20 protein-coding genes are annotated in these 18,570 nt (G+C 65.3%); 11 read left to right on the forward strand and 9 right to left on the reverse strand.

The window, feature by feature from the left end; translation table 11 throughout:
• Window positions 1-13: 13 nt before the first annotated feature.
• Window positions 14-583, forward strand: coding sequence for a Maf family protein (locus tag OUZ49_RS02460; RefSeq protein WP_266148345.1), 570 nt, complete (start codon window positions 14-16; stop codon window positions 581-583).
• On the opposite strand, the gene OUZ49_RS02465 is transcribed toward OUZ49_RS02460, so the two are convergent.
• Window positions 580-1,398: a CPBP family intramembrane glutamic endopeptidase gene (locus OUZ49_RS02465; protein ID WP_266148346.1), complete on the reverse strand. Its 819-nt coding sequence runs from the start codon at window positions 1,396-1,398 to the stop codon at window positions 580-582. The two genes, OUZ49_RS02460 and OUZ49_RS02465, sit on opposite strands and share 4 nt — an antisense overlap.
• Window positions 1,399-1,608: 210 nt before the next feature.
• Here OUZ49_RS02465 and OUZ49_RS02470 point away from each other — a divergent pair, with 210 nt between their 5' ends.
• On the forward strand, window positions 1,609-3,165 hold the full coding sequence (locus OUZ49_RS02470; RefSeq protein WP_266148347.1) for a hemolysin family protein: 1,557 nt from the start codon (window positions 1,609-1,611) through the stop codon (window positions 3,163-3,165).
• 712 nt (window positions 3,166-3,877) lie between these two features.
• On the opposite strand, the gene OUZ49_RS02475 is transcribed toward OUZ49_RS02470, so the two are convergent.
• Window positions 3,878-4,273 carry an MAPEG family protein gene (locus OUZ49_RS02475; RefSeq protein WP_266148348.1) on the reverse strand — a complete coding sequence of 132 codons (396 nt, stop codon included), beginning with the start codon at window positions 4,271-4,273 and terminating at the stop codon, window positions 3,878-3,880.
• Window positions 4,274-4,389: 116 nt separating this feature from the next.
• On the opposite strand from OUZ49_RS02475, the gene ypfJ reads away from it, so the two are divergent.
• Together ypfJ and OUZ49_RS02485 are read left to right on the forward strand one after the other, a co-directional pair.
• Entirely contained in the window at window positions 4,390-5,250 is an 861-nt protein-coding gene (gene ypfJ / locus OUZ49_RS02480) for a KPN_02809 family neutral zinc metallopeptidase (RefSeq protein ID WP_266148349.1), read from the forward strand.
• A gap of 103 nt (window positions 5,251-5,353) precedes the next feature.
• Window positions 5,354-5,722, forward strand: a complete 369-nt coding sequence (locus OUZ49_RS02485; protein WP_266148350.1) for a YkgJ family cysteine cluster protein — start codon at window positions 5,354-5,356, stop codon at window positions 5,720-5,722.
• A 29-nt stretch (window positions 5,723-5,751) separates the two neighbouring features.
• On the opposite strand, the gene OUZ49_RS02490 is transcribed toward OUZ49_RS02485, so the two are convergent.
• Together OUZ49_RS02490 and OUZ49_RS02495 are read right to left on the reverse strand one after the other, a co-directional pair.
• On the reverse strand, window positions 5,752-6,531 hold the full coding sequence (locus tag OUZ49_RS02490; protein ID WP_266148351.1) for an anti-sigma factor family protein: 780 nt from the start codon (window positions 6,529-6,531) through the stop codon (window positions 5,752-5,754).
• Entirely contained in the window at window positions 6,518-7,090 is a 573-nt protein-coding gene (locus OUZ49_RS02495) for a sigma-70 family RNA polymerase sigma factor (protein ID WP_266148352.1), read from the reverse strand. The genes OUZ49_RS02490 and OUZ49_RS02495 overlap by 14 nt, the downstream gene beginning before the upstream one ends.
• 175 nt (window positions 7,091-7,265) lie before the next feature.
• Between OUZ49_RS02495 and OUZ49_RS02500 the strand changes: the two genes are divergently transcribed.
• The gene (locus OUZ49_RS02500; RefSeq protein ID WP_266148353.1) at window positions 7,266-8,207 is read left to right on the forward strand and encodes a metallophosphoesterase family protein; all 942 of its coding nucleotides are present in this window, start codon (window positions 7,266-7,268) and stop codon (window positions 8,205-8,207) included.
• On the forward strand, window positions 8,204-8,566 hold the full coding sequence (locus tag OUZ49_RS02505; protein WP_266148354.1) for a cupredoxin domain-containing protein: 363 nt from the start codon (window positions 8,204-8,206) through the stop codon (window positions 8,564-8,566). Before OUZ49_RS02500 ends, OUZ49_RS02505 begins: the two co-directional genes overlap by 4 nt.
• Here the strand turns inward: OUZ49_RS02505 and OUZ49_RS02510 are convergent.
• Complete coding sequence (locus OUZ49_RS02510) at window positions 8,553-9,362, reverse strand: dioxygenase family protein (RefSeq protein WP_266148355.1); 810 nt, start codon at window positions 9,360-9,362, stop codon at window positions 8,553-8,555. The two genes, OUZ49_RS02505 and OUZ49_RS02510, sit on opposite strands and share 14 nt — an antisense overlap.
• Before the next feature lie 153 nt (window positions 9,363-9,515).
• Window positions 9,516-11,393: a DEAD/DEAH box helicase gene (locus OUZ49_RS02515; protein ID WP_266148356.1), complete on the reverse strand. Its 1,878-nt coding sequence runs from the start codon at window positions 11,391-11,393 to the stop codon at window positions 9,516-9,518.
• Window positions 11,394-11,513: 120 nt separating this feature from the next.
• Between OUZ49_RS02515 and OUZ49_RS02520 the strand changes: the two genes are divergently transcribed.
• The 3 genes from OUZ49_RS02520 to rimJ are packed head-to-tail and all read left to right on the forward strand — an operon-like array spanning window position 11,514 to window position 13,705.
• Entirely contained in the window at window positions 11,514-12,263 is a 750-nt protein-coding gene (locus OUZ49_RS02520; RefSeq protein ID WP_266148357.1) for an SDR family NAD(P)-dependent oxidoreductase, read from the forward strand.
• A 45-nt stretch (window positions 12,264-12,308) separates the two neighbouring features.
• Entirely contained in the window at window positions 12,309-13,157 is an 849-nt protein-coding gene (gene fghA, locus OUZ49_RS02525; RefSeq protein ID WP_323134898.1) for an S-formylglutathione hydrolase, read from the forward strand.
• Complete coding sequence (rimJ, locus tag OUZ49_RS02530; protein WP_266148358.1) at window positions 13,154-13,705, forward strand: ribosomal protein S5-alanine N-acetyltransferase; 552 nt, start codon at window positions 13,154-13,156, stop codon at window positions 13,703-13,705. Before fghA ends, rimJ begins: the two co-directional genes overlap by 4 nt.
• Before the next feature lie 153 nt (window positions 13,706-13,858).
• Here the strand turns inward: rimJ and OUZ49_RS02535 are convergent, their stop codons facing one another.
• Window positions 13,859-15,199, reverse strand: coding sequence for a DEAD/DEAH box helicase (locus tag OUZ49_RS02535; RefSeq protein WP_266148359.1), 1,341 nt, complete (start codon window positions 15,197-15,199; stop codon window positions 13,859-13,861).
• A 245-nt stretch (window positions 15,200-15,444) separates the two neighbouring features.
• Window positions 15,445-16,110 carry a class I SAM-dependent methyltransferase gene (locus OUZ49_RS02540; RefSeq protein ID WP_323134899.1) on the reverse strand — a complete coding sequence of 222 codons (666 nt, stop codon included), beginning with the start codon at window positions 16,108-16,110 and terminating at the stop codon, window positions 15,445-15,447.
• 135 nt (window positions 16,111-16,245) lie between these two features.
• On the opposite strand from OUZ49_RS02540, the gene OUZ49_RS02545 reads away from it, so the two are divergent.
• Both OUZ49_RS02545 and OUZ49_RS02550 read left to right on the forward strand, forming a co-directional pair.
• Window positions 16,246-17,490 (forward strand): MFS transporter, encoded by a 1,245-nt coding sequence (locus OUZ49_RS02545; protein WP_266148360.1) that lies wholly within the window; start codon window positions 16,246-16,248, stop codon window positions 17,488-17,490.
• Window positions 17,491-17,541: 51 nt separating this feature from the next.
• The gene (locus OUZ49_RS02550; protein ID WP_266148361.1) at window positions 17,542-18,027 is read left to right on the forward strand and encodes an FKBP-type peptidyl-prolyl cis-trans isomerase; all 486 of its coding nucleotides are present in this window, start codon (window positions 17,542-17,544) and stop codon (window positions 18,025-18,027) included.
• Between the two features lie 110 nt (window positions 18,028-18,137).
• Here the strand turns inward: OUZ49_RS02550 and OUZ49_RS02555 are convergent, their stop codons facing one another.
• Window positions 18,138-18,569, reverse strand: a complete 432-nt coding sequence (locus OUZ49_RS02555; RefSeq protein WP_266148362.1) for an organic hydroperoxide resistance protein — start codon at window positions 18,567-18,569, stop codon at window positions 18,138-18,140.
• Between the last annotated feature and the right edge of the window lies 1 nt (window position 18,570).

Consider the following 18,570-nt stretch of genomic DNA (forward strand, 5'->3'; position numbering starts at 1 on the left):
AACCGGACACTCCATGCTCTATCTCGCTTCCCAGTCACCGCGCCGGCGCCAATTGCTCGAACAGATTGGCGTGGACTTTCGCACCGTCGACGTGGAGGTGCCCGAGCAGCGCGCCCTGGCGGAATCGCCACGCGAGTACGTAAGCCGGGTGGCGCGCGAGAAAGCGCTGGCCGGGTTAGCCGCGCTGAGTGACGCCGGCGCAGTCGTTCTTGGCGCCGACACGGAAGTGGTGCTTGACGACGAGGTGTTCGGCAAACCGGCAGACGCCGCCGATGCGGCTGCCATGCTGCGGCGACTGTCCGGGCGCGTGCATGAGGTGATTTCCACCGTATGGCTGATCAGCCATAAGGGGGAGTGGAGCGACACCAGCGTGTCGCGCGTGCGCATGCCCGAGCTGGATGCCGCCACCATCAAGGCCTATATCGCGACTGGCGAGGCCTTCGGCAAGGCGGGTGCGTACGCGATCCAGGGTCACGGCGCGAAGTTGATCGAGCACCTCGACGGCAGCCACTCCGGGGTGATGGGGCTGCCGATCTTCGAAACGGCGCGCCTGCTGCGTGCGCACGCGTTGATCACGGCCTAACTGGCAGGCGTCATCACGAACCACGAGACCACGGCGAGCAGGTTGTTCATGCCGTGTGCCAGGACGGCCGGCCAGATCGAACCGGACTGCACGCGCAGCCAGCCAAGCAGCAATCCCAGCAAGGCCAGGTTGGGTAGCGCGTACCAGAGAAACGACAGGTCGGGCAGATGGACGCAGGCGAAGATGACGGCGGTCAGCATGATCGCCCAGCCGCCTCCTACGTAGCGCGCGATCGACGACAGCAGCACGCCGCGGAACAGCAGTTCTTCCACCAGCGGGCCGATGCTCACCACCAGCAGGGCGAGCGGGATGCGCAAGGGCAGGGAGATGTGTGCGCCGAGCTGCTTGATGTCCTGGCTGACCTCGTGGCCATGCGCCACCCACTGCGTCAGCATGCCACCGACGAAGGGCGTGGCCAGTCCCAGCACCATCGCGAGGAGATACATGGCCGGCTGCGTCGACATGACAAAGCCAAAGCCGGGGAGCTCGGCCTTGGCCCAAAGCTGTGGCCACCAGCGACGCGCCAGGTGCAGGATCACGGCGGCTGCCACCAGCAAGGTGGCGATGACGGCGATGGCGCTCGCGTCCGAATGGGCCAGCCATGCGCGCCCACTGGTAATGATCGAAGTGATATCGCCGCCGTGCTGCGCGAGAGCCACCAGGCCCGCCGCGAGACCGATGACGGCCGCAACCGAGAGCTGCAGCGCGAAGTACAGGGCGATCAGGCCGAGGGCATACCAGACGCTGGGCGCCAAGGTGGCAAGAGCGGGAGACGGCGGCGAAATGGGAGCGTAGTTCGGATGGTTCGCATCCATCGATGGTGGGTCCTGCGGGCGAGCGTCCAGATGGTTTTCGCCAGGACGCAACGCGCTCGTCATCTGGCGTCCCCACGCTAGCCCCTGCCGCCGGATGGGCGCAATCCTGCCCTTTGGCATGGTCTGGCATGGCTTGCGCAGCGTTCACAAAGTCGCCCTGTATAGTTGCAGCACGTTCCAAGGAGGAAACTGGCGCTTCGGTGCCGACCCATGTTCGCTTTCGACTGGCTGGCCGACCCTACTGCCTGGGCCGGACTCCTCACCCTGGTGGTGCTGGAGATCGTGCTCGGCATCGACAATCTCGTCTTCATTGCGATCCTCGCCGACAAGCTGCCGGCGCGGGAGCGCGACAAGGCACGCGTGCTCGGCCTCACGCTGGCCCTGATCATGCGCCTGGCCTTGCTGGGGGCGATGTCGTGGCTGGTGAAACTCACCGCACCGATCATCGCCTGGCAGGGCATCTCGTTTTCGTGGCGCGACATCATCCTGTTGCTGGGTGGCGCCTTTCTGCTGTTCAAGGCCACCGTGGAGCTGCACGAACGGCTGGAGGCAGATGACGACCACGATGCCGCCAAACGCGCGCCAGCCCGGTTCTGGCTGGTGGTGGCGCAGATCGTCGCGCTAGACGCGGTGTTCTCGCTCGATTCGGTGATTACTGCCGTCGGCATGGTCGACCACCTGTCGGTGATGATGGTGGCGGTGGTGATCGCGATGATCCTGATGATCAGTGCGAGCAAGCCGTTGACCAACTTCGTCAACGCGCGACCGACGGTGGTGATCCTGTGCCTGTCGTTCCTGCTAATGATCGGTTTCAGCCTGGTGGCCGAGGCGTTCGGCTTCCATATCCCGAAGGGTTACCTGTACGCGGCGATCGGCTTCTCGATCATGATCGAGGCGTTCAACCAGACCATGCGCCGCAATCGCCAGCGCAGCCTGTTCAGCAGCGCGCGCACCTTGCGTGACCGCACCGCGATGGCCGTGCTTAACCTGCTGGGCGGTTCCGGCGATGACGAGAAGGACACCTCGCATGCCGCTACCACGGCCACGGACGGCGGCGCGGCCATGTTCGGCAAGGACGAGCTGGCGATGGTGCAGGGCGTGCTGGACCTGGCCCACCGACCGGTGCGTTCGATCATGACGCCGCGCCCCGAGATCAACTGGATCGATCCGCGCGAAAGCGCCGAACAACTGCGCGCCGAAGTCACCTCGTCCAGTCATGCCTGGCTGCCGGTGGCGGGTGACGATCTCGACCAGTTGGTCGGCGTGGCCTCATCGCGAGATCTGCTGGCCAGCCTGCTCGAGCACGGGCATATCGACGTCGATACGGTCGTGCGCAAGCCGCTCACCGTGCTGGAGTCACTCAGCGTGCTGCGGCTGATCGAAGAGTTCCGCCGCTCGCCTTTGCAGGTGGCGCTGGTGGTGGACGAGTACGGCAGCGTGCTTGGGCTGGTGACGCCTACCGATGTGCTCGAGGTGATCGCCGGCGAATTTCCCGATGACGAAAGCGGCGATCCCTCGTTCGTTCAGGCGGGTGATGGCAGCTGGATGCTGGATGCGAGCCTGGACCTGCGGCGTGTCGAGCACATGCTCGGCTTCAAACTTAGCGGCGACGACAGCTTTTCCACGCTGGCAGGCTATGTGCTGCAACAATTGGGACGCTTGCCCAGCGCGGGCGACAGCTTCACCAGCGAAGGCCTGCGCTTCGAAGTGGTGACCATGGACGGCGCGCGCATCGAGCGCCTGAAGGTTACGCCGGTCGGCGGTTAGCTGTCGCTGTGACTCCTTCTCCCCTTCGGGGAGAAGGTCGGGATGGTGCTCGCCTTTGACGCGACAATCGAGCGGTATCGCCAGGGTGCCGCTTACGCAGCGGGCGTTCCGAACCGCTGCCGCGGTCCTGGTCACTTTTCTTTTGCTGGCCCAAAAGAAAAGTAACCCAAAGAAAATGGCCTGAAGAGCTCATAGCATTGCGTGGGATGCGAGCCTGACGGGCGAGGCCAGCCGGATAGGTGGCGGCCCATGGCCGCTACACAGCGGCTACACCGCAACGCGCCGAGGCGGAGAGGGCTTAAGGCGTGGGTGACGAGTTGACCATCTGTGCCTCCGGATACTGCGAGCGTTTCGACCATCGGCAAGACCTGTTTTAAGTCCTCACCGTTTTGGCGCGTTGCGGTGTAGCCGCTGTGTAGCGGCCGTGGGCCGGCAGCTAGTTGCTCGCCTAGACCTTCCAACGCTTCTATCCAGCGGAGTGCTACCAGCTCTAGAGGCCATTTCTTTGGGTTACTTTTCTTTGGGCCAGCAAAGAAAAGTGACTCGGCTGCCGGCAGGCAGTCGAAACGCCCGCTGCGTAAGCGGCACCCTGGCCACCACGCCCAGTTGTCGCGCTACCGTGAGCACCCGCCCCTCATCCCAACCTTCTCCCCGGAGGGGAGAAGGAGCAGAAGCGGGGTCGCCGGCGCGCCAGGCCGCAAAAGGCTGGCGCCTAGCCCGCGAGCAAGGCCCGGACCAGTCCGAAGATGCCCAGCACCAGCATCACCGCCCATCCGGCGGAAGCCACCATGAAGCCGGGACCACGCTTGGCGGGGTCGTTCAGATAGGCCACGGCATACCACACGCGGCCAAACACCCAGACCAGGCCGGCGATGCTGCCCCACAGGGGGAAGCCGTACTGCACGGCCAGCCACAGCGTGGGCAGGAAGATCAGGGTGGCTTCCAGCGTGTTCATCTGCACGCGCCAGGCCCGCTCGAAGCCCGGATGGCCGCTGATCGCCGGTGCCTTGATGCCGAATTTCTCGCGCGCTTTGCCGGTAGCCCACATGGTGCCGACCTGCAGCAGGATGGTGAGCAGCACAACGACGGCGGGTAGATGCAAGGCCATGACGGACTCTCGTGAAAAGGTGGCCCACTGTAGCCATCGTGCACACGTAGCGGGAGAGGGCGCGAGGCGCTATCGTCACCCGGTCACCGCTGCGGTGTGCGACCGAGGGCCGTCATATGGATTGGCAAAAGGGCGAGCGCAGTCAGAACGTCGAAGTCGATAGCGGCGGGGGCGGCGGTCCCCGCTTTGGTGGCGGCCGCGGCATGGGCATCGGCGGCATCATCATCCTGGCGATCCTGGGCGTGGTGTTCTTCAAGGACCCCACGGCCCTGCTCAACCAGGCGGACAATGGCGGCCAGGTAGCCGCGCCCAGCGGCGAGCCGGCCCAGGTCGATCCGCAGACCAAGGATTTCGTCAGTGCGATCCTCGGCTCCACCGAAAAGACCTGGGGCGACATCTTTGCGGCGCACGGCCAGCAATACGTCGATCCCAAGCTCGACCTGTTCAGTGGCGGCGTGAATACCGCCTGCGGTTCGGCGTCGACCGCAGTCGGGCCGTTCTACTGTCCTGGCGACCAGAAGGTATATCTGGACGTCGCGTTCTTTCAGGAGCTGGAAAACCGCTTCCATGCCTCGGGCGATTTCGCGCGGGCTTATGTGATTGCGCATGAAGTCGGCCACCACGTGCAGAACCTGATCGGCGTGTTCGACCAGGTGGAGCAGGCGCGCCGTCGCGGCGCGCGCATGGAAGGCGCCGACGGCTTGTCGGTACGGCAGGAATTGCAGGCCGACTGTTTTGCTGGCGTCTGGGCCAATCACAGCCAGCAGCGCTTGCAATGGCTGCAGCCGGGCGACATCGAGTCGGCGCTCAACGCGGCGAGCAAGATTGGCGATGACGCCTTGCAGCAGCAGGCGCAAGGCCGGGTGGTGCCCGATTCCTTCACCCATGGCACCTCGGCGCAGCGCGTGCACTGGTTCCGTACCGGTTTCGAAAGCGGCGACATGGCCAGCTGCAATACGTTTGCGGGCCCACTCTGAACGAATGTCATGGCACGGATGCGCGAAGGCCCGACACCTGCAGGCCTTCGTCGTTTTAAAATAAGACCGCCGCACGCCTTGGGGTGTGCCTTAGAACGACCGCATGTTGCATCCCTGTTTACGTTGCGGCGCCTGCTGCGCCTATTTCCGCGTGGCCTTTCACTGGTCAGAGGCGGACGCGTCCCTGGGGGGCGTGGTTCCGCCAGAGCTGACCGAAACGCTTGATCCGCACCGCTTGGTGATGCGTGGCACGCAAGCGTCGAAGCCACGTTGCGTGGCCCTGCAGGGCACGGTGGGTGAGGCAGCGCATTGCGGTGTCTACGAGCAACGGCCGTCGGTTTGCCGCGAGGTGCAGCCCTCGTGGGAGTTCGGGGTGATCAGTCTGCAGTGCGACAAGGCCCGCGTGGCGCACGGATTGCCGGTGCTGACGCCGGCGGACTGGCCTGAGGCAAGCGGCGCCGACGCCGCGTAGGCATCTCAGGGCCTCTTGAGCCGCCTGGGTCAGTGCGTACTGGGCGTGCTCGCCTCGTTCTGGAAGGCGAGCACGAACTGCTTCAAGTCGTTCTCATTGACGTCCGAGATGGCCACGTACTGCATGCCATCGGCGCGCCAGCGAATCACCGTAAAGCCGTGTCGTTGCGTCTGCACCTGCGTGTTCGCCGCGGCCTCCGTTGGCCACTGGTAGAGGTTGATGACATGCAGGCGCCGCTTGAAGATCAGCGCCGCGACAGCGTGGCCGTCGATGGCATCGAGCCGCCCGCCGACCAGCGGGAAGCCTTCGCTGGCGAGATCCTTCACGCGTGGCGAGAAATCGAGCTTGCCCTCGAACCACGGCTTGACCGTATGTTGATCGGTCGACACCACGTCCATCAAATGCTGCTCCTGCAGCGAGCGGAGATGGCCCGAGATCACCTCGGCCACGACCTGATCGTCGCCCAGGGCGGGCTGCCGCCACGCGTGGAACCAGGCCGGACTGGTGAGCAGCAGCGCACCCGCGAAGCCGGCGGCCATGGCCAAGGCTAGCGGCGCGCGGCGGCGCCTTGGCGACGCCTTCACCGCAACGGCAGGCCTGGCCTGAGTCCAGCGCTGGCGCAATGCCTCCGGCGCACGCCGGTACAGCGCGGGTTGCGCGAGCGCCTTGTGCAGGGTGGCGTAGGTGCCGTAGCGGGCCGTGCAGGCGGTGCAGTCCTGCATGTGCTGAGCGACGGCCGCGCTGTTGGCCGCGTCGAGTTCGTCGTCCAGATACGCGTGTAGGAGCAGCCTGGCGTCATCGCACATCATGGCGACGTACCTCCTTGGGTCGACAGGTCAGTTCGGTCTTCAGCCGTTCGCGGGCACGCGCCAGTCGTGACATGACCGTGCCGATCTTCTGTTCGGTAATCGCGGCGATCTCCTTGTACGAACACTCTTCCAGTTCGCGCAGCACGATCACTTCGCGCAGCGGTGGTGGCAGGTGCTCCAATGCAGTTTGCAGCGCGCCCACGTCCACTGCGAGCAAGGTCAGCGTCTCGGGCGAGGGGCCTTCGTCGATCAATGGGTGGGCATCGTCATCCAGCGCTGCGTGAAGCGCATCCTGCGGTGCCTTCGCCCGCAGCGTGTAGAACGTATTGCGCACGATCGCCAGCAGCCACACGCGTGCATCGCCACCATGGAAGCTGTCGAAATAGCGCAGCGCCCGCAGCATGGCTTCCTGCACGACGTCCTGTGCATCCGCATCGTCACGGGCGAGCCAGTGCGCGAGGTTGTAGGCAGCATCGAGGTACGGCAGCACGAGCGACTCGAAGCGAGCGCTTTTCGCTGGGTCGTGGCCGAGTGGTCCGTCGGGCGCGTCGATGGGCATAAGAGGAATACCTCGATGGACGCCACTTTATTCCATGTTGGTGTCGTGGGGGCGCAAGCGGCGCAAACACGGGAATAGATCCTCGGGTCTTCCGGTAATGCACGGTGAGGGGCGCCTTGGATCGACGCCCGCATTCCGAATGGCCGCAGGGCCACCCAGCCTGGAGATTCCGCTCATGCGCGACATAGAAGACAACCAAGTCGGCGGCCGCCGCCAATTCCTCCAATGCATGGCCTGGGCAGGTGCGGGCACGCTATGGCTGATGAAAGGCGGCGTGCTGCATGCCCAGCCCCTGGGCGAAGGAGGCGCTGCGGCAGCGGCCGACGCCAGCTTCAGCTTCGTGCAGATCAGCGATTCGCATATCGGCTTTCACAAGGCGCCCAACATGGATGTGGCATCCACCCTGCGCGCATCGCTGGGCATGGTCAATGCCCAGCCGAAGCGGCCGGAATTCATGCTGCACACGGGCGACCTCACCCATTTGTCGAAACCGGAAGAGTTCGACACGCTGGCGGAACTCATGCGCGAGGCGCGTACCGACAAGGTGTTCTACGTGCCTGGCGAACACGACGTGATCGGCGACAACGGTGCCGAGTTCTTCCGCCGCTTTGGCGAGCGGCAGCAGTCCGGCGGCTGGTACAGCTTTGATCATCGCGGCGTGCATTTTGTCGGCCTGATCAATGTGCTGAATCTCCAGGCAGGCGGGCTCGGCTCGTTGGGCGCGGAGCAACTGGCATGGCTGAAAAAGGATCTGGCCGGTCGTTCCGCCGAGACGCCGCTGGTGGTCTTCGCGCATATGCCGCTGTGGCCTTTGTATCCGCCGTGGGGCTGGGGCACGGACGACAGTGCCGAAGCCATGGGATACCTGCGCCGCTTCGGTTCGGTCAGCGTGCTCAATGGCCATATCCACCAGATCCAGCAGAAGGTGGAAGGCAACATCACGTTCTACACGGCGCGTTCCACCGCCTATCCGCAACCCGCGCCGGGCGTGGGGCCGGCCCCGGGGCCGCTGAAGGATATTGCGCCGGATGCGTTGCATGGCTATCTCGGCATCCGCGAGGTGCGCCATGTGAAGGGTGGGCACGCGCTTGCGGTCACCGACGAGGCGATGTCATGAACGCGAAGCGCCAAGGTGTCACCGCATTGCTGATGGGTGTCTTGTGCTGCGGTCCGGGCCTCGCCGGGCCCGCCCTCGCGGCCGAGGCAGCGAGCCCGGCGAGCGCGATGACCGATCAGGTCGAGATAAAGAACTTTGCCTTTGCGCCGCGCACCTTGACCGTGCGCGCCGGCACCCGCGTGGTATGGACGAACCGGGACGACGAACCACACCGGATTGCCAGCGCGGGCGGCACCTTTGCTGCGTCGAATGCGCTGGATACCAGCGACAGCTATGCGGTCACCTTTGCCAAGCCAGGGACGTACGCGTACTACTGTTCGATTCATCCGATGATGGTGGGAACCATCATCGTGCAGTAATCGGCTTATTCACTGCGTCGAAGCGATAGATATCCATCGCCAGCAGGCCGTATTCGATGCCGGCATCGATGCGCTCTGCGGTGGCGTGAGGACCCGCCGCGCCGAGCGCCACGAACAGCGGCAATAGATGTTCGTCGGTGGGGTGGGCCCGTTCGGCGAACGGAGCCTGGCGGCGATAGTCGAGCAGGGCGTCGACGTCGCCTGCCGCCAGTTTGCGTTCGATCCATTCGATGAACGGGCGCACGTAGGGAGCTTCGCGCTCCTCGCTATAGCCGGCGCGGAAGTCGAGCAGGTTATGCGTGATGCTGCCCGAGCCGATCACTAGCACGCCTTGCTCACGCAGCGGCGCCAGGGCGCGACCCACGGCGTACTGGTGCGCCGGCCCCAGGGCAGGCTGGATGGACATCGGCACGACCGGAATATCGGCCTCGGGATAAAGCAGGCGCATCGGCACCCAGGCGCCATGGTCGAGCCCCTGGGTGGGGTCGAGCGTGGTGGCCAGTCCCGCCTTGTCGAGCAGCTCGGTGACTTGCGCTGCAAGTTCAGGAGCGCCTGGCGCCGGGTACTGGATGGCGAACAGTTCGCGTGGGAAGCCGCCGAAGTCGTGGATGGTTTCGGGCCGCGCGGCACCACCTACGTGCGGCTGCCTGGCGAGCCAGTGCGCGGTTGCGATGACGACGGCCCTGGGGCGCGGCAGGCTGCGCGCCAGTTCGGCCAGGCGTGCGCCGATCTGCCGCGGCTGGATCGCGGTCATCGGGGAGCCGTGGGAGATATACAGGCTGGGTAGGGTGGTCATGGTGGTCACCTTGGGGACCACCCTAGGGTACGGGGCGCTGGGCGAAATTGCGGCGTGCTTATGGTGAACAATGAGTCACGCGATTCGAACGATCGCGCCACCCGACCGTCATCCCGGCATGGGCCGGAATGACGGTAGCTCGAGCGTGCAGGTTTACTTGGCGCGGCGCGGCGGCTTGCCGCCGCCATGGCCATGCGGGCGCGGCTTGCCACCACCGCCGCCGGGCTTCTTGAAGCCGCCCGGACGGAAACCGCCACCAGGACGGCGCGGAGCCGATTCTTCGGCGCCGGTGTCGTTGCCGTCCCATTCCTTGATGCGCAGCTGCTGCTGGCTCACCCACACCTTTTGCAGATGCTGGAACACTTCCGCCGGCATGCCGTCAGGCAGGTCGATCAGGCTGTATTCGCCGCGGATGCTCAGGCGACCGATGAAGCCGCTTTCCAGCCCCGCTTCATTGGCGATGGCGCCAATGATGTTGCCCGGCTTCACGCCGTGTTCGTGGCCGACTTCGACGCGATAGGTGCGCTTGCCTTCCTCGGTGTGGTGCGGGCGCACCGGCCGGGCGACGAACTCGCGTGGACCGCTGTCGCGATCGCGCGGGCGATGCTCGCGCTCGCCACGATCGTGGCTGGCGTGCTCGCGAGTGTATTCGCGGGTGCCCTGCTCGCGCGGGGTGTGTTCGCGCTTGGGCGGCGGCGTCAACAGCAGCGGCTGCTTGCCTTGCGCGATGCGCGCGAGCGCGGCGGCAATCTCGATGGCCGGAATGTCGTGTTCCTGCTCGTACTGTTCGATCAGCTGCTGGAACAGTTCCAGTTCGCCCAGGGCCAGTGTGTCGCTGATGCGCTGCTTGAACTTGGCGATGCGCTGGTCGTTGACGGCTTCCACCGTCGGCAGCTTCATCTCCTCGATCGGCTGGCGCGTGGCGCGTTCGATCGCGCGCAGCATGCCCTTCTCGCGCGGTGTGACGAACAGGATCGCCTCGCCGCTGCGGCCGGCACGACCGGTGCGGCCAATGCGATGCACGTAGCTTTCGGTGTCGTACGGAATGTCGTAGTTCATCACGTGGCTGATGCGCTCGACGTCGAGGCCGCGCGCGGCCACGTCGGTCGCCACCAGGATGTCCAGCTTGCCTTCCTTGAGCTGCTGGATCACGCGCTCACGCTGCGCCTGGGCGATGTCGCCGTTGATGGCGGCAGCGGCGAGGCCGCGCGCCTGCAGCTTTTCGGCCAGCTCCTCGGTCGCCTGCTTGGTGCGCGCGAAGATGATCATCGCGTCGAACGGCTCGGCTTCCAGGATGCGCGTCATCGCGTCGAGCTTGTGCATGCCGCTGACGAACCAGTAGCGCTGGCGGATATTGGCGGCCGTGGTGGTGGACGACTTGATCGTCACTTCCACCGGCTCCTTGAGGTGTCGCTGCGCGATCTTGCGGATCGGCGGCGGCATGGTGGCCGAGAACAGCGCCACCTGGCGGGTGGGCGGGGTCGCTTCCAGCACCTTCTCGACGTCGTCGATGAAGCCCATGCGGAGCATTTCATCGGCCTCGTCCAACACCAGGAATTTCAGCTCGGACAAATCCAGCGTGCCGCGATCCAGATGATCGATCACGCGCCCGGGCGTGCCGACGACGATGTGCACGCCACGCTTGAGCGAGTGCAACTGCGGGCCATAGCTTTGGCCGCCGTAGATCGGCAGCACCTGCAGGCCGGGCAGATGCGCGGCGTAACGCTGGAACGCTTCGGCAACCTGGATCGCCAGCTCGCGCGTCGGCGCCAGCACCAGCGCCTGCGGCTTGCCGGGCTTGAGGTCGATGCGCGAAAGCAACGGCAGCGCAAACGCGGCGGTCTTGCCGGTACCGGTCTGCGCCTGGCCGAGCACATCGCGGCCTTCCATCAGCGGAGGAATGGTGGCGGCCTGGATCGGCGACGGCGATTCATAACCGACGTCAGTCAATACGCGCAGCACATCCGGATGAAGGCCAAGCGCAGCGAAGCCGGCGGCTGCCGGCTGGGAATCGGAAGACGGGGAGGACATGGGGGAACCTCGACATGGCATGCACGCGGGCATGCGGGAGAATGGCGGTATTGTAGCAGGCTACCCCGCCCAAGCCGGCCTTTTTCTGGCTTTTGTCCCCCCATCAGCAAAGGAAAACCCATGTCTCAACGTCTTGACGGTCGCGTCGCGCTGGTCACCGGAGCGTCTTCCGGCATCGGTGAGGCCACCGCGCTGGCCTTGGCCGAGGCTGGCGCCCGCGTGGCCATAGCGGCCAGGCGCCGCGATCGACTGCAAGCCCTGGCCGCGAAGCTCGAGGCGCTGGGCGCCGAGCCACTCGTGCTGGTGGCGGACCTGAACTCGGAAGCCGAGGCGCAGCGGGTCGTTGCCGACACCGAAGCGCACTACGGTCGGCTGGATATTCTCGTGAACAATGCGGGCGTGATGTATCTGGAGCCGATCGTTGAAGCCGATCTGGGCCGCTGGCGACGCATGCTCGAACTCAACGTGCTCAGTCTGATCGCATCCACCCAGGCCGCCTTGCCCGGCATGCGCAGCCGTCGTGATGGCCATATCGTGAATATTTCGTCCACGGCAGGTCGCGTCGCCAACCCCAATGCGGCTGGCTATGCGGCGACCAAGTTTGGCGTGGTGGCCTTCTCCGAGGCGCTGCGTCGCGAGGCTTATCAGCACAATATCCGCGTCACCGTCATCGAGCCGGGTGCGGTGGCGACCGAGCTGCGCGAGCATATCGGTCACGCCGAAGTGCAGGCTGCCACCAATGCCTGGGCCGAAGGCATGCGACAGCTGCAGGGCAGCGATGTCGCCGACGCCATCGTGTTTTGCGTCTCGCGTCCTGCGCACGTGAACATCAACGAAGTGTTGATGCGGCCTACTGATCAGGAGCGGTAAAACACGTCTATCATCGCGACCCGTGCCAGGACAGGGAGAACCAGCATGAGCGAGATCGAGACGATCTCCGAGCAGCGTTGCCACGACGGCGTGCAGGGTTTCTATCGCCATCACTCGGAAAGCTGCGGCGGACCGATGCGCTTCGCCGTCTATCAACCGCCGCAGGCAGCGCGCGAGGCGTGTCCGGTGTTGTATTTTCTTGCGGGGCTCACCTGCACGGAGGAAACCGCCACGATCAAGGCCGGCGCGCAGCGTGTCGCCGCCGAATTGGGCCTGATCCTGGTGATGCCGGATACCAGCCCACGCCACACAGGCATCGACGGTGCCATCGGCGATTGGGAATTCGGCGAAGGTGCGGGCTTTTATGTCGATGCTACGCAGTCACCGTGGGCTTCGCGTTTTCGCATGCACGACTATATCGCCAGCGAATTACCCGCCTTGCTCAAACGAAGGTTTCCGGTGGATGCCGAGCGTTCGGGCATCACAGGTCACTCGATGGGCGGGCATGGTGCGCTGACCATGGCGCTGCGCCATCCGCAGCAATTCCGTTCGGTGTCCGCGTTCGCACCGATCGTCGCGCCGAGTCAGGTGCCGTGGGGGCACAAGGCGTTTTCCCGCTATCTGGGCGACGACCCCGCCACGTGGGCCGACTACGACGCGTGTGAGCTGGTGCGGCGGCGGACCTTCGACGGCACCATCCTGATCGACCAGGGCGAGGCGGATGGTTTCCTCACCAGCCAGCTCAAGCCCGAACTGTTCGACCAGGCCTGTGCCGAAGGAGGGCAGTCGCTGGTGCTGCGCCGGCATGCGGGCTACGACCACAGCTATTACTTCATCACCAGTTTCATCGAAGATCACCTGCGGCATCACGCCGAGGCGTTGGGCCGCCTGTGAATCTGCTTCATCCCATCACCACGGCGCGTACGCTGATCCGTGTGGTGGAGCCGGCGGACGCATCGCTGCTGCTGCGTTACCGGGTGCAGAACCGCGATTATCTGGCGCCATGGGAGCCATTGCGCGATTCGGCGTACTACACGCTGGGGCACTGCACGCAGACGCTGGCCGATTCACGTGAAGCGGTGCGTTGCGATCGCGCGTATCCGTTCTTCGTGCTTGATCTGGCGGGCAGCGAAATCATGGGCTGCTTCACCTTTGCCAATATCGTGCGGGGTGCGTTCCAGGCCTGCCATCTCGGCTATAGCATCGCCGAACGTCGACAAGGGCAGGGGCTGATGCGGGAGTCGTTGCAGGCGACCCTGCCTTGGGCCTTCAGCGAGCTGGACCTGCATCGGGTCATGGCCAATTACATGCCACGCAACGAGCGCAGCGCACGGCTATTGCAGCATCTTGGCTTCGAGCAGGAAGGTTATGCGAAGCGCTACCTGCAAATCGCTGGCGTGTGGGAAGACCACGTGCTCACGTCGCGTGTTCGCAACGACTAACGCCGGAAGCTCATGTAGGAGCGCACCCAGTGCGCGACCGGTTCCGCGGTGGCGCCGCATCATCGCTTCGTAGGCTTTTCGCGCACTGGGTGCGCTCCTACTGGGGCGTATCCCGACCCTCTCCCCCGCAAGGGAGAGGGACAAAGCGCTAGATCAGGCCTTCGCCGCCGGGCGACGACGGCGCTGGCGGTTGCGGTTGCCTTCGGCAGGACGCTCGCTGCTGCCGTGCGGATGCGCGGGATTGTGCGGGCGATAGCCGCCGCCCTGCGGACGGCCGCCTTGCGGACGACCCTGGCGCTGCGGGCGCTGGCCCTGGCCGCCCTGCACCGGACGCGGTGCGCCGGCGTCGGTGCGCAGCGGGTGCGAGGGTTCGAAGCCGGGTACGTCGCTGATGGCGATGTCCTGCTTGAGCAGCTTGCGGATATCGCGCAGCAGGCCCGATTCCTCATGGCTCACCAGCGACACGGCCATGCCGTCGGCGCCGGCGCGGCCGGTGCGGCCGATGCGGTGCACGTAGTCTTCGGCGACCATCGGCAGGTCGAAGTTAATCACGATCGGCAACTGGTCGATATCGATGCCGCGCGCGGCGATGTCGGTGGCCACCAATACGGTGACGCGGCCGGTCTTGAAATCGCTGAGTGCGCGCGTACGGGCATTCTGGCTCTTGTTGCCATGAATGGCCGCAGCGCGCAGGCCGGCGACTCCCAGATACGTCACCAGCTTGTCGGCGCCGTGCTTGGTGCGGCTGAACACCAGTGTCTGGCGACGGCTGTCCTGCGACAGTACGTGCAGCAACAGATCACGCTTCTTGGCGGCATCGACCGGGTGCACGTGATGCGTCACGGTGGTGGCGACCGTATTGGCCGGCGTCACCGACACTTCGCGCGGCTCATGCATGAACTGCATGGCCAGCGCCTTGATCGGCGGTGCGAAGGTGGCCGAGAACAGCAGGGTCTGACGCTGGCGCGGCAGGGCGGCCAGGATGCGCTTGAGCGCCGGCAGGAAGCCCATGTCGAGCATGCGGTCCGCTTCGTCGAGCACCAGCACTTCGACGCCCGACAGGTCGAGCGAGCGCTGCTGCATATGGTCGATCAGGCGACCCGGCGTGGCGATGACCACGTCGACGCCGCGACGCAGGGCCTGCATTTGCGGACCCATGCTGACGCCACCAAAGATGGTCGTGCTGGTGATGCGCATATGCTTGCCGTAATCGCGCAGGTTGTCATGCACCTGTGCAGCGAGTTCACGCGTCGGCGTCAGCACCAGGGCGCGCGGACGGCGCGTGCCGGCCGGCGGACCGTTGGCGATGTGCTGCAGCAGCGGCAGCGCAAACGCCGCGGTCTTGCCGGTGCCGGTCTGCGCGGCGGCCAGCAGGTCGCTGCCTTCGAGCACGATCGGAATGGCCGCAGCCTGGATGGGGGTGGGTTGGGCGTAGCCTTGTTCAACAAGCGCACGCAACAACGCGGGCGCGAGGCCCAGCGATTCAAAAGACATGGAAGCTCCAGAGCAACCCGGAGCGTTCTATCGAACCGCGTTGCAGTATTCAGTGAGGGATGGGCGGCGATCGCCGCGCTGCGAAGTATAGCTGAAATGCAGGAACGCCGCTCGGCATGCATGAACAGCGAGCAACGCGAGCTGGAGATCAAGGGCCGAAAGCGAGCCAGCGCAACGCTTCGAGGGTGTCTGGGCCTGGTGGTGAGAAGGCCTTACGCACCCTTCCGATCAGGTCTTCCCAGCCCTCAAAGCCTTCGCTGGGCGACCAATAAATAGCTGTTGTAAGGGGTATGGCCATGTAACGGACGAATGGTGACCTGCAGGCCGGCGGCTTCCAACGGCACGCGCAGTTCGTCGGCGCTGGGATAGTGTTGCGCACCGACGCGCATCCAACCGCTGATGCGCAGGAAGAATTCCGACACCCGTGTGACCTGGTAGCGCCAATTGGGTTCGCGCAGCACGCTGCGCACGATCAACAGGCCGTCAGGGGCGAGTTGGCGAACGGCATGCTCGATCACGGCGCGCTGGCGCTCTTCGGGCAGGTAATGCAACACGTCGAGCAAGGCGACATGTCCCCGCAGGGTTTGCGCCGTCGTGCCGTCGGCGCAGCGCAATTGCAGCGATTGATCGAGGCCGGCTCGACGCAGCGCACGCAGCCCGGCGTCGATCTTGCGCGGGTCGTGATCAATGCCGACGTACGCCGGCACGCAGCCTTGGGCGTGCAGATACTGACCCAGCAGCCCGATGCCGCAACCGATGTCCAGCAACGGCAGCGGGTGCTCGGCAATCAGTGCGGCGGCGGCCGCGTACACGGGATCGGTGGCGAGCTTGCCGCGCACGTAGCCCCGTTGTAGCCCGTGCTCGTAGTAGCCGGCAATGCGATGGCGGGCGGCGGCGTCCATGCTCAGCATGTCAGCCGACTCGGTGGCTGCGCGGCGTGAAGGCAGCAGTCGGCCTGACTTGATCCCGCCCTTGCGTCGCGACGGCCATGGTGGTTCGCTTGGCGCCCTGTGTGCCGCGCTGACGGCTTTGCCCTGGAGTCCTTGATGTCGCCGTTTGCGCCCCTGCGGGAATTGACTCACACCCAGCGCCACACCGTATTGGCCAGCTTCCTGGGCTGGACGCTCGATGCGTTCGACTATTTCCTGCTCACCTTCGTCATCGTCGCGGTGGCGAAGGAATTCAATGTCGACAAGGAACACGTCACCTTCGGCCTCTTTCTCACGCTGGCGGCGCGGCCGATCGGGGCCCTGCTGTTCGGCCGGCTGGCCGACCGTTTCGGGCGTCGCCCGATACTGATGATCAACGTGATCATGTTCTCGCTGTTCGAGCTGTTCACGGCGTTTTCCACCACGCTGACCATGCTGCTGGGGCTGCGCTTCCTGTTTGGCGTGGCCATGGGTGGAGAATGGGGTATCGGCGCCTCGCTGGCGATGGAGTCGATACCGGCGAAGTCGCGCGGCATGGTGTCTGGCCTGTTGCAGAGCGGTTATCCCTGCGGCTTCTTCCTTGCCGCGTTGGCGAACTGGCTGCTGGTGGACCACATCGGCTGGCGCGGCTTGTTCGTGGTCGGCGCGGTGCCGGCCCTGCTGGTGCTGTATATCCGCAGCAGCGTGCCGGAGTCGGAGGTGTGGAAGCAGGGCCAGGCGCAGCGCGAGCATCGCGGCCTGCTGGCGTCCATGCGCGGCCACTGGAAGCTGGCCATCTACCTGATGCTGCTGATGGCGGCGTTCAACATGTTCAGCCACGGCTCGCAGGACATGTACCCGACCTTCCTGCAGACCAACCTGCATATTCCTGGCGGTTCGGGCACGGCGTTCCTGCTGACGGCCTTGCTCAACATCGGCGCCCTGGTGGGCGGTCTGTTCTTCGGCTCGCTGTCGGAGCGGATTGGCCGGCGTCGCGCCATCATGGCGGCCGCACTGCTGGCCATCCCGACCATCCCGCTATGGATGCACGGTGGCTCGATCCTGTTGCTCGGGCTGGGCGCGTTCCTGATTCAGGTGATGGTGCAGGGCGCCTGGGGCGTGGTGCCAACCCATCTCAACGAGCTGTCGCCGGATGCGGTGCGCGGTACCTTGCCGGGCTTTGCCTACCAGATGGGTAACCTGCTGGCGGCCATCACGGCCACCGCCCAGACCTGGATCGCCGACTGGCGCGGCGGCGACCTGGCGTTTGCCATGTCGTTCTGGATCGCCGCGGTGGCCGTGCTGCTGGCCTTGCTGGCCTGGCTGGGGCCGGAGGCGCACGGCGTGCGCTTTGGCCAGCAGGGGTCGGGCGCTGGCCGGTAACCCGGCGGCTTGCTGTTAGAATGCCCAACTGCACCAATCACGAGACATGCAATGAAGGCTGGCAAGGACAAGGTCATCTCGCTCCACTACGCGCTGACGGTGGACGGGGAAAAGGTTGAGAGCTCCCTCGATCGCAACGAGCCGCTGTGGGTGCTGCTGGGCCACGGCCAGCTGATCCCGGGTCTGGAATCGGCGCTGGAAGGCCACGAGGCCGGCGAAAACCTGCAGGTCGATGTCGCCCCGGCCGAAGGCTACGGCGAGCGCCAGGAAGGCATGGTCCAGCGCGTGCCGAAGAAGTACTTCCAGCAGTCCGCCAAGCTGAAGCCCGGCATGACCACGGTGCTGGCGCTGAAGGAAGGCGGCCACCGCGTGGTGATGGTGCAGAAGGTCGGCATGACCACGGTCGACGTGGATCTGAACCACCCGATGGCCGGCAAGTCGCTGCACTTCGACGTGACGATCAACGAAGTGCGCGATGGCACGGAAGAAGAAATCCAGCACGGCCACGCCCACCCGCCGGGCGGCGAGGCTCACTAAGTCTTTAAACCCTCTCCCCTTTGGGGAGAGGGTAGGGTGAGGGGACATGTTCCCTCAGCATCACAACGGCGCCTCACGGCGCCGTTGTCGTATCTGCCTTGACGAACCGTTCAGACCAGCGTGATCTGCACGTCGACATTGCCACGCGTGGCATGTGAATACGGGCAGATATCGCGATGGGCAGTATCGATCAGCTCCTGCGCCACGGCCCGATCCAGCCCCGGCAGGTTCACGTCCAGCTTCACCGCGATGCCGAAGCCGGTCGGTTCACGCGGGCCGATGCCGACGTGTGCGGTGACCGAGGAATCCTTGCTCATCGTGACGTTCTTTTGACGGGCGACGAAGCGCATGGCGCCCTCGAAGCACGCCGCATAGCCAGCGGCAAACAGCTGTTCCGGATTGCTGCCGGCGCCGCCCGGGCCACCGAGCTCCTTGGGTACGACCAACTGCAGGTCGAGCACGCCATCGCTGCTCTTGGCGTGACCTTCGCGGCCGCCGACGACGGTGGCGGTAGCGGTATACAGAACCTTGGTGCTGCTCATG

It is taken from the genome of Dyella halodurans, from assembly GCF_026283925.1.
Classification (GTDB): Bacteria; Pseudomonadota; Gammaproteobacteria; order Xanthomonadales; family Rhodanobacteraceae; genus Dyella; species Dyella halodurans.